The 14054-nt window shown below is 75.1% G+C and carries 14 protein-coding genes; 7 read left to right on the forward strand and 7 right to left on the reverse strand.

Annotation, left to right across the window (positions count from 1 at the left end; all coding sequences use genetic code 11):
- Positions 1 to 15 precede the first annotated feature (15 nt).
- Positions 16 to 969, reverse strand: coding sequence for a DUF4349 domain-containing protein (locus ACF089_RS17235; RefSeq protein WP_392026869.1), 954 nt, complete (start codon positions 967 to 969; stop codon positions 16 to 18).
- 130 nt (positions 970 to 1099) lie between these two features.
- On the opposite strand from ACF089_RS17235, the gene hemG reads away from it, so the two are divergent.
- A complete protein-coding gene (hemG, locus tag ACF089_RS17240) occupies positions 1100 to 2548 on the forward strand; it encodes a protoporphyrinogen oxidase (RefSeq protein ID WP_392026870.1) in 1449 nt (482 codons plus the stop codon).
- A gap of 4 nt (positions 2549 to 2552) precedes the next feature.
- A complete protein-coding gene (gene hemQ, locus ACF089_RS17245; protein WP_392026872.1) occupies positions 2553 to 3266 on the forward strand; it encodes a hydrogen peroxide-dependent heme synthase in 714 nt (237 codons plus the stop codon).
- An 82-nt stretch (positions 3267 to 3348) separates the two neighbouring features.
- Here the strand turns inward: hemQ and ACF089_RS17250 are convergent, their stop codons facing one another.
- From ACF089_RS17250 to ACF089_RS17270, 5 genes are all read right to left on the reverse strand, one after another.
- A complete protein-coding gene (locus tag ACF089_RS17250) occupies positions 3349 to 4947 on the reverse strand; it encodes an alpha/beta hydrolase (protein WP_392026874.1) in 1599 nt (532 codons plus the stop codon).
- 374 nt (positions 4948 to 5321) lie between these two features.
- Positions 5322 to 6236 carry a TIGR04222 domain-containing membrane protein gene (locus tag ACF089_RS17255; protein WP_392026875.1) on the reverse strand — a complete coding sequence of 305 codons (915 nt, stop codon included), beginning with the start codon at positions 6234 to 6236 and terminating at the stop codon, positions 5322 to 5324.
- Positions 6237 to 6239: 3 nt separating this feature from the next.
- Complete coding sequence (locus ACF089_RS17260; RefSeq protein ID WP_392026876.1) at positions 6240 to 7562, reverse strand: DUF692 domain-containing protein; 1323 nt, start codon at positions 7560 to 7562, stop codon at positions 6240 to 6242.
- A 219-nt stretch (positions 7563 to 7781) separates the two neighbouring features.
- Entirely contained in the window at positions 7782 to 8564 is a 783-nt protein-coding gene (locus ACF089_RS17265; protein WP_392026878.1) for a DUF4142 domain-containing protein, read from the reverse strand.
- An 80-nt stretch (positions 8565 to 8644) separates the two neighbouring features.
- A complete protein-coding gene (locus ACF089_RS17270) occupies positions 8645 to 9433 on the reverse strand; it encodes a peptidyl-tRNA hydrolase (protein ID WP_392026880.1) in 789 nt (262 codons plus the stop codon).
- A 104-nt stretch (positions 9434 to 9537) separates the two neighbouring features.
- Between ACF089_RS17270 and ACF089_RS17275 the strand changes: the two genes are divergently transcribed.
- From ACF089_RS17275 to ACF089_RS17290, 4 genes are read left to right on the forward strand one after another with little or no spacing between them, the layout of a single operon-like run.
- Entirely contained in the window at positions 9538 to 10212 is a 675-nt protein-coding gene (locus ACF089_RS17275; RefSeq protein WP_392026882.1) for an AIM24 family protein, read from the forward strand.
- The gene (locus tag ACF089_RS17280; RefSeq protein ID WP_392027212.1) at positions 10209 to 11186 is read left to right on the forward strand and encodes an ATP-binding cassette domain-containing protein; all 978 of its coding nucleotides are present in this window, start codon (positions 10209 to 10211) and stop codon (positions 11184 to 11186) included. The genes ACF089_RS17275 and ACF089_RS17280 overlap by 4 nt, the downstream gene beginning before the upstream one ends.
- The gene (locus ACF089_RS17285) at positions 11183 to 11866 is read left to right on the forward strand and encodes an ABC transporter (RefSeq protein WP_392026884.1); all 684 of its coding nucleotides are present in this window, start codon (positions 11183 to 11185) and stop codon (positions 11864 to 11866) included. Before ACF089_RS17280 ends, ACF089_RS17285 begins: the two co-directional genes overlap by 4 nt.
- A 26-nt stretch (positions 11867 to 11892) precedes the next feature.
- Positions 11893 to 12084: a hypothetical protein gene (locus ACF089_RS17290; RefSeq protein WP_392026887.1), complete on the forward strand. Its 192-nt coding sequence runs from the start codon at positions 11893 to 11895 to the stop codon at positions 12082 to 12084.
- Positions 12085 to 12094: 10 nt separating this feature from the next.
- On the opposite strand, the gene ACF089_RS17295 is transcribed toward ACF089_RS17290, so the two are convergent.
- Positions 12095 to 12976 (reverse strand): polysaccharide deacetylase family protein, encoded by an 882-nt coding sequence (locus ACF089_RS17295; protein ID WP_392026889.1) that lies wholly within the window; start codon positions 12974 to 12976, stop codon positions 12095 to 12097.
- Positions 12977 to 13088: 112 nt separating this feature from the next.
- Between ACF089_RS17295 and ACF089_RS17300 the strand changes: the two genes are divergently transcribed.
- Complete coding sequence (locus tag ACF089_RS17300; protein ID WP_392026892.1) at positions 13089 to 13571, forward strand: hypothetical protein; 483 nt, start codon at positions 13089 to 13091, stop codon at positions 13569 to 13571.
- The last annotated feature ends 483 nt before the right edge of the window (positions 13572 to 14054 follow it).

Consider the following 14054-nt stretch of genomic DNA (forward strand, 5'->3'; position numbering starts at 1 on the left):
ACGGGGCCGCCCCGCCTACTCCCGGCCGGGGCCGTCCGCCGCCGGCCCGGTCGCCGACGCCGCCGCGACCGCCCGGGGCCCCCGCCCGCGCAGCCGGGGCCGCACCCCCCACCGCCACACCCCGAACAGCAGCCCCAGCAGCGCCGCGAACGGAGCGACCGCGCCGAGCACCACCGCCGTCCACCGCCCGGTCGCCGCCAGCGCGTCCCAGCCGCCGCCCAGCGCGTCCGCGAAGCCCGGCGCGCCGTCCTCCCGCTCCTTCACCTCGGCCTCCGGCTCCGTGAGCGTGAGGGTGATCGTCGCCAGCGCCGTACGGTCCTTCAGCGAGGCCTCCTTGGCGAGCAGCGACTCCAGCTCCGCCTGCCGTTCGCTGAGCTGCTCCTCCAGCGTGACCACGTCGGACAGCTTCTCCGCCCGGTCCATCAGCTCCCGCACCCTCGCCACACTCGCCCGCTGGGTGGCGACCCGGCTCCGCACATCGACCACCTGATCGGTGACGTCCTTGGCGTCGGCCTTCCGCGACAACAGCTTCCCGCCGCCCGCCAGCCCGGCCAGCACCCTGTCGTACTCCCGCCGGGGCACCCGCAGCACCGCCCGCGACGTCATCCGCCCCTCGTCCAGCCGCTCGGTGGACTCGTCCGCGACATGGCCCCCCGCGTCCACCGCCGCCCGCCGGGCCCCGGCCAGGCTCTTCACCGCGTCACCGACCTCCAGCTCCAGCTCGACGGTGCGGATCACGTGGTCCGCCGGCAGCGCCGCCCGGTCCGCCTTCGCCCCCTTCCCGGCGCTTGCCTCCTCCTCCGTCCGCGAGGCGGCGGAGCCGCTGCCCCGGTCGTCCGCGGCGGCCCGCCTCTCGTCCTGAACCGGTTTCGCCATCGACCCGTCGCCCGCGTCGCCGCCGGCCCCGCAGCCGGCGAGAGCGAACGAACCGATGAGCACCACTGCCGTGAACGCGCGCCGTGCACGCATGGCGAGCCCCCCTTCTCGACCGTCGGACCATTCCGCCGCTTGGACGAACCGAGGCGCGCGCCGGATCCCCGTACCCGGTCCCGAACAGGTCACGGTCGGGACTCGGTACGGCGTTTGAGAGAGTGGGCCCATGCAGTCTTCCTCGACCACGGACCCCGTCCCGCCCGCCGCCGGCCATGTCGTCGTCGTGGGCGGCGGGATCTCCGGACTCGCCGCCGCCCACCGGCTCGCGTCCGCCGGAGCCCGGGTGACCCTGCTGGAGTCCACCGAGCACCTCGGCGGCAAGCTGCGGACGGGCGAGATCGCCGGAGTCACCGTCGATCTCGGCGCGGAGTCCCTGCTCGCCCGCCGCCCCGAGGCGATCGCCCTCGCCCGCGCCGCCGGCCTCGGCGACCGGCTCCGGCCGCCCGCCACCGCCACCGCCTCCATCTGGACCCGCGACGCCCTGCGCCCGATGCCCAAGGGCCATGTGATGGGCGTCCCCGGCACCCCGGACGCCCTCGCCGGGCTGCTCACCCCCGAGGGCGTCGCCCGGATCGCCCAGGAGCGCGAGCTGCCCCCCGCCGAACTCGGCGACGACGTCGCCATCGGCGCGTACGTCTCCGAACGCCTCGGCCACGAGGTCGTCGACCGGCTGGTGGAACCGCTGCTCGGCGGGGTGTACGCGGGCAACGCCCACCGCATCTCGCTGCGCGCGGCCGTGCCCCGGCTCTTCGAGGCCGCGCGGAAGCACGGCCATCTGCTCGACGCGGTCCACGAGGTCCAGCGGCAGACCCGCGAGGAACAGGGCTCGGGACCCGTCTTCCTGGGCATCGAGGGCGGCGTCGGAACCCTGCCCGGCGCGGTCGCCGACGCCGTACGCGCCCTGGGCGGCGAGATCCGCACCGGCACCCCCGTCCTCGGACTCGGCCGCACCGAGCGCGGCTGGCAGGTCCGCACCGACCGCCGGCTGATCAACGCCGACGCCGTCGTCGTCGCCACCCCCGCCTGGGCCGCCGCCGATCTGCTCGCCGCCGAGTCGCCCGCCGCCGCGGCCGCGCTCGGCCGGGTCGAGTACGCCTCCATGGCCCTGGTCACCCTCGCCTTCCGCCGCGCCGACCTGCCCGGCATCCCCGCCGGCAGCGGATTCCTCGTCCCGCCCGCCGACGGCCGCGCCATCAAGGCCGCCACCTTCTCCGGCCAGAAGTGGAGCTGGGTGGAGAAATCCGCCCCGGACCTCTTCGTGCTGCGGACCTCGCTGGGCAGATACGGCGAGGAGGAACAGCTCCACCGGGACGACGCCGAACTCGTCGCCGCCTCCCTGCGCGATCTCGGCGCGGCCGCGGGACTGGCCGCCCGGCCCGTCGCCACCGGCGTCACCCGCTGGATCGACGGGCTCCCGCAGTACCCGGTGGGCCATCTCGACCGGGTCGACCGCATCCGCGAGGAGATCGCGCTCCTGCCCGGACTGCGGGTCTGCGGGGCCGTGTACGACGGGGTCGGCATCCCCGCCTGCATCGCCGACGGGCAGCGCGCGGCCGACGAGATTCTCGCCACGCCGACCCTGGCGCGGGGCACTGATCAGGGCGCGGGACAATAGCCGTATGAGTGCGCCCGAAAAGATCCCGAACGCAGGCAAGAAGGCCAAGGACCTCAACGAGGTCATCCGGTACACGCTGTGGTCCGTCTTCAAGCTGCGCGATGTGCTGCCCGAGGACCGTTCCGGTTACGCCGAGGAGGTCCAGGAGCTGTTCGACCGGCTCACCGCCGGGGATGTGAAGATCCGCGGCGTCTACGATCTCTCCGGGCTGCGCGCGGACGCCGATGTGATGATCTGGTGGCACGCGGAGACCGCGGACGAGCTGCAGAGCGCCTACAGCCTCTTCCGCCGCACCCGCCTCGGCCGCGCGCTGGAGCCGGTCTGGTCGAACATGGCGCTGCACCGCCCCGCCGAGTTCAACAAGTCGCACATCCCGGCGTTCCTCGCCGACGAGAACGCCCGCGACTACGTCAGCGTCTACCCGTTCGTCCGCTCCTACGACTGGTATCTGCTGCCCGACGAGGACCGCCGCCGGATGCTCGCGGACCACGGCAAGATGGCCCGCGGCTACCCCGACGTCCGCGCCAACACCGTGGCGTCGTTCTCCCTCGGCGACTACGAGTGGATCCTCGCTTTCGAAGCGGACGAGCTGCACCGTATCGTCGACCTGATGCGCCATCTGCGCGCGTCCGAGGCCCGTATGCACGTCCGCGAGGAGGTCCCGTTCTACACGGGCCGCCGCAAGTCGGTCACGGAGCTGGTGGCCGGGCTCGCCTGAGCCCGTACACCGCTCCACGCGACACCTCACAGAACGAAGGCCGGTGCGCACCCAGCGGGCCCGGCCTCTCAGACCCGGAAGATCAGACGGTGTGCGGCAGCCTCGGCTGCGCCGCGCTCCGGTCCAGCGACACCGGGTCCGGCTCCGGGTGCGGCGCGCACGAAGCGCGCCGCACCGGCGTCTGTCCGCGCAGCAGGTAGTTCTCCAGATGCGCGTTGACACAGCCGTTGGGGCCGCCGCCGACGCCATGCGTCCCCGCGTCCCGCTCGGTGATCAGCACCGCGCCCTTCAGCCGCCGCGCCAGCTCCTTCGCCCCCGCGTACGGCGTCGCCGCGTCCCGCTCGGCCGCGAGGATCAGCACCGGCGGCAGCGCGCCCCGCTTGGTGCGCACCTCCAGCGGCCGCTGCCGGGGCCCCGTCCAGTAGGCGCACGGCAGATTTGTCCAGACGTTGTCCCAGGTCTCGAAGGGGGCCCGGCGGGCGAGTTCGGTGTTGTCGCGGTCCCACACCGCGAAATCGGTCGGCCAGGGCGCGTCGTTGCACTCCACGGCGGTGTAGACGGCGTTGGCGTTCTCCGCGCCCTTCGCGCTCTCCGGCCGGGGCGCGGCCTGCGCGATCAGCGGCTCCTCATTGCCCCGCAGATACTCCGACAGCGCCTTCGCGCGCGGCGCCCAGTAGTCGTCGTAGTAGGCGGTCCCCAGGAACGCCGACTGGAGCTGCCCGGGGCCCACCACACCGCCCGCGGGCTTCGCCGCCAGCCGCAGCCGCGCCCGCTCGTAGCTCTCGGCGACCGCCTCGGGGGTGCCGCCGAGCCCGAAGGTCCCGTCGTGGCGGGCGGCCCAGGCGCGGAAGTCGGCCCAGCGGCCCTCGAACGCCAGCGACTGGGCGAGATTGCTGCGGTACCAGATCTTCTCGCGCGACGGGTCGACCGCCGAGTCGAAGACCATCCGGCGCACATGGGACGGGAAGAGCGTCGCGTACAGCGCGCCGAAGTAGGTGCCGTACGAGGCCCCCATGAACGTCAGCCGGGGCTGGCCGAGCGCCGCCCGCAGCACATCGAGGTCGCGCGCGTTGTTGAGCGAGGTGTAGTGGCGCAGCGCCGGTCCCGTCAGCCGGGCGCAGCCCGCCGCGTACGCCTTCGCCGCCGCGATCCGCTCCCGCTTCTCGGCGGGGGAGGGGTGCACCGGGGCCTGGGTGGGGGCCTTGAGATACGTCGACGGGTCCTGGCAGGACAGCGGCGCGGACCGGCCCACCCCGCGCGGGGCGTAGCCCACCAGGTCGTAGGCGCGGGCGATCCGCTTCCACTCGGGCAGGCCGCCGGCGAGCGGGAAGTACATGCTGGAGGCCCCGGGGCCGCCGGGGTTGTAGACGAACGCGCCCTGGTACTGGCCGGGCTCGCCGGTCGCCCGGATCCGGCTGACCGTCAGGGAGATCCGCCTCCCGTCCGGTTCCGCGTAGTCCAGCGGCACCTCGACGGTGCCGCAGGCGACGGAGGACGGCAGCCGCTCCGACGCGGGGCAGCTCCCGAAGCCGACGCCCGCGGCCGCGGCCCGGCGGGCGGCGATCGCGGTGCCGCGCGACTCGGCGTTCGCCGGCGTGCCCGCGGCCGGGGCCGCGGCGAGCGTCCCGGCGAGCAGCGGACCGATCGCCGCCGCTGCCCCGTACCTCGCGACTGCTCTCATCCCGTTCCCCTCTGAGCCGACGGCAGTCAGAGGATCTTTCGCGGCGCGCCGGGGCGTGTAAAGCACCGCCGTAGGGTGTCGCGCCCCATGCCCCCGATGCGCCCTCCCCGCACCCCGCACGCCCTCTCCGCCCGCCCCGCGCCCCTGCCGCGTGCCGGTGCGCCCGCGCGGCGTGCGTCAGGGGGCGTACGGCGGTGCTGTCGCGCCGTGCGGGGAACGCCGCTCGCGGCGGGGGCGTTCGGCAGGCGGGCAGGCGGGCCGGCGGGCCGGCGGGCCGGCGTTCCGCGCGTTCGGGTGTACGGAGGCAGGCGGTCCGGCGCGGTCCGGTGCGGTCCGGGCTTCGGGTGTACGGCAGCGGGAGGTCCCCCGGGCGGTCAGCCCCCGCAGCCGCAACCGCCGCAGCCCCCGCAGCCGCCCCCGTCCCCGCCGCCCGAGCCGCCGTCGCCCGAACCGCAGCTCGTGCCCGGCGCCGCGCCGCACCACTGGGCGGCGGCGGTGTCCGGCGAACCGCCGCCGGCCGTCGCGGCGACGAACGCCACGGGCGCGAGCGCGGCGGCCGCCAGCACCGTCCTCAGCGCCGTGTCCGACACCGCGCCCGGCCCCTTCAGGGCCACGAGCAGGCCCGGGACCTCCGTCTTCGTGTGCCGCGCCTCGTGGGCCTTCAGCGCCCGGCGTCCGGCCTTGGTGGTCCTCAGGTCGGCGAAGCCGGACACGGAGGCGCCGACGCCGATGCCGAGGATGACGGCGGGCAGCGTCAGCACGGCGAACGGAACCTCGAACGACTCGTCGAAGGGCCGGACGACGGAGAGCACGATGCCGACGGGCACGCCCAGCACGGAGAGCGTCGCCAGCAGCCGCCCGAGGAAGGGCAGCGCAGTAGGCCGCTTCCCCGGCGGTCTCATGAGCCCCCGGGCGGCGAGCGCGTCCCCGATGCCCTGGACGGCGGGAGCGCGCATCACCGCTCCGCGCACCTGGCCGAGCGAACCGTTCGGCGCGACGGCCAGCCGGTCGAGCACCGCCCGCTCCACGGCGTCGCGCGGCTCCCCGGTCCCCGCCGCGACGATCCCCGGACCGCCTATCCGCAGCCGCTCCTCCAGATGCATGACGGCGAGCGCGGTGTCCACCACCCGCGCGGGCCCGCCCTTGAGGAAGGCCGCCTCGTACACGTCCTCGACGCTCTCGCCGCGGGCCGCCGCCAGCTCGGCGCGCAGGATCGCCCGTCGCCACCGGAGCAGTACGAACGACCAGGAGACGGCGACGAGATGGATGTACACGAGTGTGACGACCATGCGTTACCTCCGTACGAGAGCGGCGCGCGCGGCGCGCATGATCCGGCCGGCCCGCCGCGGCGGGCGGGGAGCGACCCGATCCTCCCACCAACGGGTGAGCAGACGCCGGGCGTTGTCGTCGGAGGGCTGTCCCGCGAGCAGCAGCTGTTCGGCGAAGTCGAGGGCGTCGCGCCGGTATCCGGAGCGCAGCGGCCGGGTCCGGGCGTACGCGAGGAACGCGGGCCGGTAGCCGTCCCCGAGGATCCCGGGCAGCTCGGGGGCGACCCGGGCGACGATCGAGGCCCGTTTGGCGGCGAGCGCCCGGCTCTGCACCCCCAGCCGCCGGTGGTCGAAGCCCTCGGGGGCGGGAGTGCCCGCGACCAGCGAGGAGAGCAGCGCGGCCTGGGCGATCCCGAGCCGCTCCCGGGCCGGATCCACGCCGTCGCGCGGGCCGGGGCCGCTCCGGGGGCCGCCCGGGCGCCCGCCCCGCGCCCGCGCCCGCGCCGGGGGCGGTCCCTCGGCGACCGCCGCGCGGATCGCCGTCAGCTCCCCGCCCAGTGCCCCGGCGAGTTCCCCGGCGGCCGGGAAGTCGTCGTCCCGCTCCAGCAGCACCCCCGGCGGGCAGACCCGTGACCGCAGCTCCCGCAGGATCGCGAGGACCGGTTCGGCGACCGGGTGGGCGTGGGTGTCGTGCCAGACGCCGTCGCGCTCCACGCCGCCCGCGACATGGACGTACGCGATCGCCTCCAGCGGCAGGGCGTCCAGGGCGGCGGCCGGGTCCTCGTCGTGGTTCACCCGGTTGGTGTGGAGATTGGCCACGTCGATCAGCAGCCGCACGCCCGTGCGCTCCACCAGCTCCGCCAGGAACTGCCCCTCGGTCAGCTCCTGGCCGGGCCAGGAGATCAGCGCCGCGATGTTCTCCAGGGCGAGCGGGACCGGCAGCGAGTCCTGGGCGATCCGGACGTTCTCGCAGAGCACGTCGAGCGCCTCCCGGGTGCGCGGGACCGGCAGCAGATGGCCCGCCTCCAGCCGCGGCGACGCGGTGAGCGCGCCCCCGGCGCGGACGAACGCTATGTGCTCCGTCACCAGCGGCGACCCCAGCGCCAGGGCCCGTTCCGCCAGCTCAGCGAGCCCGCGCTCCGAGGGCCGGTCCGCGCCGCCGAGCCCCAGGGACACCCCGTGCGGGACGACGGTGACCCCGCGCGAGCGCAGCCGGGCCAGCGAGTCGGGCAGCCGGCCGGGGCAGACGTTCTCCGCGACGACCTCGACCCAGTCGACGCCCGGGAGCGCCTCCACCGCCTCCGCGATCTCCGGCCGCCAGCCGATTCCGATACCGAGCTGCTCCATGTCCCCCTCCTCCGCCCGCCGGGCGGCACGGGCTGCAAGGGTCATGACCCCGTCAGGCCGCTGCCGAACCCACAGGGTGGACGTTCAGAGGATGATTTGAGGTTCCCGCGAACGGCGAAGGCGGGCGAGCAGCGCGCCCGAGGGGCCGGTGCGGGGCCGTCCGGGGGCCTGCGGCGAGCCCCCTCGTCACGGGCCACGGCCACGGGACACGGCCCCGGGCTACGGGCTGACACCGGGCTCCGGCCGGTCCGTGTTCACCGGCGCGTGCCCGGTCGGCGCGGCCGACGGCCTCGACGTCAGCGCGTGGCCGGCCGCCGGTTCGACGGGCTCCGGGACGGGCGGCGCCGCGCCGTCCGGCGGGGGCGGGCCGGTCGGGCTCGCCGTCGTCCCCTCGGCCGCCTCGTGCGCGAGCGCGTCGAAGTCGACCCTCCCGGTCGCCTCCAGCATGGTGATGTGGTCGAGCACCGTCTGATTGGCGTCGGTCGCCAGCTGCCGGATCAGCGTGTTCCGGGTGGTGTGCCGCACCTGGGCGATCAGCGCGAAGACCTTTCCGTGCGCGGCGCGCAGCAGATTCGCGAACCGGCGCTCGTACTCCTCGCCGCTCGCCGCCGACAGCTCCCGCAGCCAGCCCCGCTGCTGTTCGTTCGGCTGGTTCGGCAGCGGCACCGAGAGCTTCGCGGCCACCTCGCGGGCCCGCCGGTCGAGATCCGCGTGACCCACCACCAGATGGTCGCCCGCGTCCCGGATCGCCCGCGTCGGCGCGCGCTCGACGGCCTGCTGTCCGGCCGGCAGCTCCCACAGCCCGGCCAGCCGCACCTTCACCAGGAAGTCGCGGTCGGTCGCGGACAGCGGGCCCCACGGGGTGGCCGCCGTCGCCGCCTCCAGCCGGTCCCGGCCGGTGCCGGAGCGGTCCGCGTACGACCACACGGGGAACGCCAGCGCCCCCACGGTGGCCACCAGCGCCGCGATGACGAGGGCTGTTCCGTTGACGTACCGCGGCAATGCGCCTCCCGAGCCGATGTCCCGCCGAGAGATACGTGCCGCGGGCCCGCGCCGTTCAGCCGTTCAGCGCCCGCCGGGGCTCAGCGGCGCAGAGCGGGGTGGTCGGCGACCACCGTCGCCGTGTTCGGCGCGATCTCCGTGAAACCCGCGTCGCGGACGACCGGCAGCCCGCTCGCGGCGAGCCCGTCGAAGCGCCCGGGCTCCGCCGTCCGCACCGCGAGCGCGAAACCGGAGCCGGCCCAGGCCGCGCGCTCCGCGTCCGACAGCTCCCACCAGGCCAGCTGCGCGCCGTGGCCCGCCTGGGCCATCGCCTTGCCGGCCGACATCGCCGCCGCGGGGCTCATCCACAGCACCGGAGCGCCGGCGGCGGGCTCGCCGGGGTCCTTCGGATCGTCCAGATCGGTGCCCGAGACCTGGAGCTTGGCCAGCTCCTTGGGCCAGCCGTCCAGCGGTACGGGCGGGAAGACCCGCACCTCCGCCTCCGCGCCGGTCACGGTGATCCCCGGCAGCAGCGAGGCCTTGCGCCACTCCGCGCCGCGCGCCCGGCGCACCACCTTGCGGATCCGGGCGTCCTGCCAGTCCCGTACGGCCCCGGCCCACTCCCCGTCGCCGAGCGAGCGTTCGTCGGCGAGCAGGGTGAGCACGGCGCGGGCGGCCGTCTCCAGCGCGTCCGTACGGGCCGGGGGCGCGTCCTTCTCGATGCGCACCACCAGCGGCAGCACGAACTGCGGAGCCCGGTCGCGATCGTCGCCCGGGGTGTCCGGGGTCTCCGGGGTGCTCGGGGTCTCCGGGGCGTCGGCGGTGCCGGCGGTGCCCTCGGGGCCCTGGGTGCTGTCAGTGCTGTCGGTGCTGGGGAAGTCGCTGCTCACCCGGCCAGTGTGCCAGCCCGCGCCCGCCCGCCCGGGCTGCGCCGAATGCCGCGATCACGGCGCTTTCTTGTCGGAACGAGCGGCTCCGGGTAAATATGCACCTCATGAAAAGCGATCTCTTCTCCTCGGAGAACATGGCCCAGCAGGCCGCCGCTCCCGGAATGACCCAGCAGAACGCCAAGTCGATCAAGTACGCCGTCAACGGCGAGATGCAGGCCCGGCAGGGGTCGATGATCGCCTTCCGCGGCAATCTGCAGTTCGAGCGGAAGAGCCAGGGCATAGGAGGCATGCTCAAGCGCGCCGTCACCGGTGAGGGCCTGCCCGTGATGACCGTACGCGGACAGGGCGAGGCCTGGTTCGCGCACGAGGCGGCGAACTGCTTCATCATCGACATCGAGCAGGGCGACGCGCTCACCGTCAACGGCCGCAACGTCCTCTGTTTCGACTCCAGCCTCAACTACGAGATCAAGACGGTGAAGGGCGCGGGCGCGGCCGGCGGCGGCCTCTTCAACAGCGTCTTCACCGGCTACGGCAAGCTCGCGATCATCTGCGAGGGCAACCCCATCGTGATCCCGGTCACCGCCCAGCAGCCGGTCTGCGTCGACACCGACGCGGTCGTCGGCTGGAGCGCCCATCTGGAGACCTCGCTGAACCGCTCGCAGTCCTTCGGCTCGATGGTGCGCGGCGGCTCCGGCGAGGCCGTGCAGCTGATGCTCCAGGGCGAGGGCTTCGTCATCGTGCGGCCCAGCGAGCTGGTCCCGCAGAAGGCGTCGAGCTGAGGCTCCACCGGGTCGGCCGCCGCTACGGTCTGCGCGGGCCGTGGGTGCTGCGCGGGATCGACCTCGATCTCGCCCCCCGCGGACTGGTCCGGATCGCCGGGACCAACGGATCGGGGAAGTCGACCCTGTTACGCCTGCTCGCGGGCATCGACGCGCCCAGCGAGGGCCGGATCGAGGGCCGGCCGCGCACGGCGTACGTCCCGGAGCGCTTCCCCGTCGCCCTGCCGTTCACCGCGCTCGGCTATCTGACCCGGCTGGGCCGGGTGCACGGACTCGGCCGCCGGGAGGCCCGGGCGCGGGCCGTCGAGCGGCTGGAGCGCTTCGGGGCCGCCGCCCACGCCCGTACCCCCCTGTCCGAACTCTCCAAGGGCGGCGCGCAGAAGGTCGCGGTCGCCCAGGCGCTGCTCGCCGAGCCGGAGCTGCTGGTCCTGGACGAGGCGTGGACGGGCCTGGACGCCGCCGCCCGCCGCGAACTCGACCGCGCCGTCGCCGAACGGGTCGCCGCCGGGGGGACGGTGGTCTTCGTGGACCACGACCCGCTGCGGCTGCGCGGGTCCGAGGACGCGGTGTACGCGGTGACCGCCGGCGCCCTGACCACCGCGCCCGCTCCCGCACCCGATCGGGACCGGCCCGCCGGCCGAGTACGGATCGTGGCCGTCGGACCGCCCGGCGCGCCCCCGCCGGACGGACTGCCCGGCTCGCCCGCGCACACCGCGCGACCGGACGGCGGCACCGAGCTGACCGTGGCCGGCGCCCACTCCGACGCGCTGCTGCGCGCGCTGCTCGCCGCCGAGCCGCCCTGGCACATCCACGCGGTCGAGCGCCGCGCCCCCAAAACCCCGGCCGTCACGACCGACGTCACGACCGACGTCACGACCGACGTCACGACCGACGTCCCGACGAACGCGTCGGCCGCCACGACGAACGCCGCGACCGTCCCGACGAACGACTCGACCCCGGCGAGGCCCGTGTGACCGCCCTCATCGGCTATCAGACCGCCCTGCTCGCGCGCTCACAGCGCTGGCTGCCGCCCTTCCTGCTGTACGCGGTGCTCCTCGCCATCGGCGTCCAGACGGGCCGCCCGGTGCTGGACTCCCTCGGCTACGCCGCCGCCGTACTCCTCCCGGTCACCGCCTGGCTGGTGCGGATCTGCGCGACCCAGGAGCCCGCCGCCGCCCGCGCCGTCGTCGCCGCCGCGGCCGGACCGCCCCGGGCCCATCTGGCCGCCCTCGGCGCGGCCGCGGTCTGCGCGACCGGGCTCGGGGTCGCGGGGACGGCGGTGGTCGCCCTCGTCAGCACGGCCCGGAGCGCCGACGACCGGACCCCGGTGCCGCTGCCGGAGGCCGTCGCCGCCGGGCTGCTCGCCGTCGCCGTCTGCGTACTGACCGGGGCGGCGGTCGGCGCGCTCTGCACCCGGCCCCTGCTGCACGGCCGGGGCTGGTCCCTCGCGGCCACCGCGCTCGCCGCCCTGCTCGCCCTGGTGACCACCGGATCCCCCGCCAAGCACGCCGTGACCGCGCTGGTCACCGGCTCCCGGACGGGGAGCGTACGGTTCGCCTGGCCGGCCCTCGCCGGGGCGCTGCTGCTCGCGGCCGCCGCCGTCGCGGCGGCCTGCGCGCTGACGTCCCGGCGCGGCTCGGCCGCCCCGGACTGACCGGGCCCCGCGCTAATCTCGTACACATGGACGATGCGTACTGCGAGACGCCCGGCGCCGACGGCGGCGCCGGGCGTCCTCCGGCGGACCGGGAGGGGCCGTTCGCGGAATGCGTGCTCTGCCGCGAGCCCACCGAGTATCCGGAGTCGGTCAAGGGTGTGACGCTCTGCCCGGTCTGCGAGTGGCAGGAGGCCCAGCGCACGGCCTGCTCCGGGTGAGCGGGCCCGTTCAGCGCTCGCGCTTCATCAGCTCGGACACCTTGACCGTGCGATAGCCGCGGTCGCGCAGTTCGGGCACGATCAGGCGGATGGCCTCCTCGGTGACCGGGGCCGCGCTGCGGGTGCAGTGCAGCACGACCACGGAGCCCGGCCGCACCTCCTCCAGCACCTGCTCGGCGACGGCCTCCGCGTCGGTCGCGAAGGCGTCCCCGCCGACCACGTCCCACTGGACCGCCGTCACCCCGGCCGGGGCGACGGCGCGCAGCGCGCTCTCGTCGTAGCAGCCGCCGGGGAAGCGGAAGTACGGCACCACATTGCGCGCCCCGGTCCTGCGGATCGCGGCGAGGCCGCGGTTCACATCGCCGAGCATCCGGCTCTTCGCGACCTGCGGGAGTCCGTAGCACTTCGAGGTGAACGCGTAGTGGCTGTAGGAGTGGTTGGCGACCTCGAAGAGCGGATCGGCGCCGATCTCCCTGGCCTGGTCGGGGTACTCCTCGGCCCAGCGGCCGGTCATGAAGACCGTCGAGGGGACCTTCAGCCTCCGCAGCGTGTCGATGAGGGTGGGGTTGTCGAAGCGTTCGCCGCGCACGGCCCGCCGGCCCTGGTCGGCGGTCATGTCGGCGTCGAAGGTGAGGGCGACCGTCTTGTTCTCGATCTCGCTCTCGTCCGTCTCCTCGCTGTACTCGTCGCCGTCGGCGTCCTTCGGGAGAGCGCCGCGCTTGAACACCGGGGTCACGGCCGGGAGCTTGGCGGCGCGCGGGCCGGCCGCCGCCGCGGGGCTGGAGGTTTTGGGGCCGGGGGAATCCTTGCCGGCGCCTCGCTCACCGCCGCAGGCGACGAGCAGGGATCCCAGGACGGCCATAGCGGTCAGTCTTCGCACAGGAATGATCACGGAGCGAAAATATACGATCATTCCATAATTTAATGGACATATTGATCGGCGTTGGGGTGGTGTCGGGGTCTGGGAGGATGCCCCGATCGGACCCGCGCCCAGGAGGAATCACATGGAGAGGCCCTCGACCGCCGCAGTTCGGGCGGGGACGGCGGAGGTGGACGCCGCGCCCGCGGACCGGGGCGGCGCGCTGTGGCGGCTGACGGCACAGGGTCGGCAGCTGGACGCCAATCTCATCCGGATCCCGGCGGGGGAGGAGGTGGCCGGGCATGTCGAGCCCGATCTCGATGTGCTGTTGTGCGTGGTCGCCGGGGGCGGGGAGCTGGAGGCGGGGGCGGGGTGGGAGCGGCTGGAGGCGGGGAGCGTGGTGTGGCTGCCGCGGGGGGTGCGGAGGGGGGTGAGGGCGGGGGATGCGGGGCTGGCGTACGTCACCGCGCACCGGCGGCGGCCGGGGCTCGGCATCCGGCCCGCCGCCCCCGCCGAGGGCGGCGAGCCCGCCTGCCTCCTCAACCTCGTCTGCCCCGCCTGCGACCGCCCCGCCGACACCCCCTCCGCCCTCTTCTGCTCCCACTGCGCCACCCCCCTCCCCACCTGACCCCACGCACGGCCCCTGTTCCAATCTCAGCCTCTCAGCCTCTCCGGCGCTTGAGCCCCGGGAGTGCCCGTCTCATGGTGCTTGGACCTTGCCTGGTCGGGGCCCCTGCGGTGCGGGTTTGTCCTCAATCGCCGGACGGGCTGGGTGTGCCGGTGCTTGTTCCGGTGCGGGGCCTGGTGGTGCGGGTTCGTCCTCAATCGCCGGACGGGCTGGGTGGGCCGGTGCTTGTTCCTGTACGGGGCCTGGTGGTGCGGGTTCGTCCTCAATCGCCGGACGGGCTGGGTGTGCGGGTCTGTTTTCGGTCGCCGGGTGCGGTGTGCAATCCCGGCTGCGCCTCCGTCTGCGGTGCGGTGTGCAAGTTCAGCCTCGCCGGCGTTTGAGGCGCGGGGGCGGGGCGGAGCCCCGGGTGTGCCCGTCTCCTGGTGTTCGGGCCTTGCCTGGTCGGGGCCCCTGTGGCGCGGGTCCGGCATCAAGCGTCGGGCG

Source organism: Streptomyces sp. NPDC014894, from assembly GCF_043080985.1.
Lineage (GTDB): Bacteria > Actinomycetota > Actinomycetes > Streptomycetales > Streptomycetaceae > Streptomyces.

What these genes read in the sequence shown, in the direction of transcription:
- ACF089_RS17235 (WP_392026869.1), bottom strand. Translation starts at nt 969, where the DNA reads ATGCGTGCACGGCGCGCGTTCACGGCAGTGGTGCTCATCGGTTCGTTC.
- hemG (WP_392026870.1), top strand. Translation starts at nt 1,100, where the DNA reads ATGCAGTCTTCCTCGACCACGGACCCCGTCCCGCCCGCCGCCGGCCAT.
- hemQ (WP_392026872.1), top strand. Translation starts at nt 2,553, where the DNA reads ATGAGTGCGCCCGAAAAGATCCCGAACGCAGGCAAGAAGGCCAAGGAC.
- ACF089_RS17250 (WP_392026874.1), bottom strand. Translation starts at nt 4,947, where the DNA reads ATGAGAGCAGTCGCGAGGTACGGGGCAGCGGCGGCGATCGGTCCGCTG.
- ACF089_RS17255 (WP_392026875.1), bottom strand. Translation starts at nt 6,236, where the DNA reads ATGGTCGTCACACTCGTGTACATCCATCTCGTCGCCGTCTCCTGGTCG.
- ACF089_RS17260 (WP_392026876.1), bottom strand. Translation starts at nt 7,562, where the DNA reads ATGGAGCAGCTCGGTATCGGAATCGGCTGGCGGCCGGAGATCGCGGAG.
- ACF089_RS17275 (WP_392026882.1), top strand. Translation starts at nt 9,538, where the DNA reads ATGAAAAGCGATCTCTTCTCCTCGGAGAACATGGCCCAGCAGGCCGCC.
- ACF089_RS17290 (WP_392026887.1), top strand. Translation starts at nt 11,893, where the DNA reads ATGGACGATGCGTACTGCGAGACGCCCGGCGCCGACGGCGGCGCCGGG.
- ACF089_RS17300 (WP_392026892.1), top strand. Translation starts at nt 13,089, where the DNA reads ATGGAGAGGCCCTCGACCGCCGCAGTTCGGGCGGGGACGGCGGAGGTG.